Genomic DNA, 1,754 nt, shown 5'->3' with positions numbered 1-1,754 from the left:
GGCTCGGTGGCGAAGGCCGCGGCCTGCGGCAGCACAACCAGTGAGGCGGCCAGCACGAAGCCGGCGCCGATCACCCGACCGGCCCGAACGGGGGCGCGTCCGCCGGTGGGCGAAACGGTCGTACGGCGCGGGGAAGGTATGAACACCGTGCTCCTTGAGGGACTTCGAACGGGTCACCGTCCGCAGACGGGGACCGCCACCGGGTGGTGACGCACATCCAGACGCACGGCCTTCCCCCAGGTTCCCGATCCCGACGATCTTTTTTTCACCACCTTCGAGCACAGCGCACGAGACGTCCGAGAACGCCTCGCACGACGTCCCAAACCGCCTCACGAAGGGTCGGAGGCCGCCTCACGAAGCGTCGGAGCCCAACGCCCCTCCCGGCCGGCTGTTCTTCCGACATTCACCCCCGCGCCGGGCGCGCCCCGACCACGCGTCGCCTGTTGCCGATTGACTCGATTCCCTCTGCACGCTCGGTGCTCTCGCGCGGTTTCCCCCGCGTCAGGACGACAGGAGATGGCGTTGCGACGAATCCTTCCCGCACTCGGCGTGGCCGGCGTGCTGTTGGCGACCGTGATCGCGGTGCCCGCCGCCGCGGCCCAGGACGACACGTCCCGCGCGTCGTGGCGGCCGTCGGCCGACCCGATCGTGATCGGCCATCGGGGCGCGAGCGGCTACCGGCCCGAGCACACCCTGGAGAGTTACCGTCTCGCGATCCGGATGGGCGCCGACTACATCGAGCCCGACCTCGTGTCCACCAGGGACGGAGTGCTGGTCGCCCGGCACGAAAACGAGATCTCCGGTACCACCGACGTCTCGGCGCACCCGGAGTTCGCCGCGCGCAAGGCGACCAAGACCATCGACGGCACCCCCGTGTCCGGGTGGTTCACCGAGGATTTCACCCTCGCCGAGCTCAAGACGCTGCGAGCCAAGGAGCGGCTGCCGCAGGTCCGGCCCACCAACACCGCGTTCGACGGGAAGCTGGAGGTGCCCACGTTCCAGGAGGTCCTCGACCTCGCGCGCACCGAGGGCCGCCGGTTGCACCGGACGATCGGCATCTACCCGGAGACCAAGCACCCGACCTACTTCCAGTCGATCGGCCTGCCGCTCGAAGAGCCGTTGGTGCGGGTGCTCAAGCACAACCGGCTCACCGGCCGCAAGGACAAGGTGTACATCCAGTCCTTCGAGACGGCGAACCTGCGCAAGCTCGACCGGATGATCGACGTCGAACTGGTCCAACTGCTCGACGCGACGGGTCGGCCGTACGACCTGGTGGTCGCGAACGACCCGCGCACGTACCAGGACCTGATCAGCCCCGAGAACCTGAAGTGGATCGGCACCTACGCCGACGGCATCGGCACCAACAAGAACCTGATCGTCCCGCGTGATGCCGCCGGCAAGCTGCTCGCCCCGACCACCGTGATCCGCGACGCGCACCGCGCCGGACTGATCGTGCACGCCTGGACGTTCCGCGCGGAAAACCAGTTCCTGCCGGCGGACTTCCGCATCGGCACCGACCCGAACGCCCGCGGTGACATCACCGCCGAGTACGAACTGTTCTACGGTCTCGGTCTCGACGGCGTCTTCGCCGACCAGCCGGACACCGCGGTCGCGGCCCGCACCGCACGCGCGGCCTGACCCACCGAGGGCTGCGCGACGAGGCGAGCATCCACGAGCATGGGCGAACCCCCGTCGCGCGTCCGCGCGTTGGCGCTGCCGAACGCGCGTCGCGGGGGCGTCAGCGAGTGGTGACG

The 1,754-nt window shown here is 69.6% G+C and carries 1 protein-coding gene; it reads left to right on the top strand.

Going from position 1 to position 1,754, the window contains the following annotated elements:
- Nucleotides 1-516 precede the first annotated feature (516 nt).
- Nucleotides 517-1,638 carry a glycerophosphodiester phosphodiesterase gene (locus tag GT354_RS50380; protein WP_202513190.1) on the top strand — a complete coding sequence of 374 codons (1,122 nt, stop codon included), beginning with the start codon at nt 517-519 and terminating at the stop codon, nt 1,636-1,638.
- The last annotated feature ends 116 nt before the right edge of the window (nt 1,639-1,754 follow it).

Origin of the sequence: Streptomyces sp. SID3343, assembly GCF_009865215.1 — a bacterium.
Classification (GTDB): domain Bacteria; phylum Actinomycetota; class Actinomycetes; order Streptomycetales; family Streptomycetaceae; genus Embleya.
This window is presented reverse-complemented; position numbering and strand designations above follow the sequence as displayed.

What these genes read in the sequence shown, in the direction of transcription:
- GT354_RS50380 (WP_202513190.1), top strand. Translation starts at nt 517, where the DNA reads ATGGCGTTGCGACGAATCCTTCCCGCACTCGGCGTGGCCGGCGTGCTG.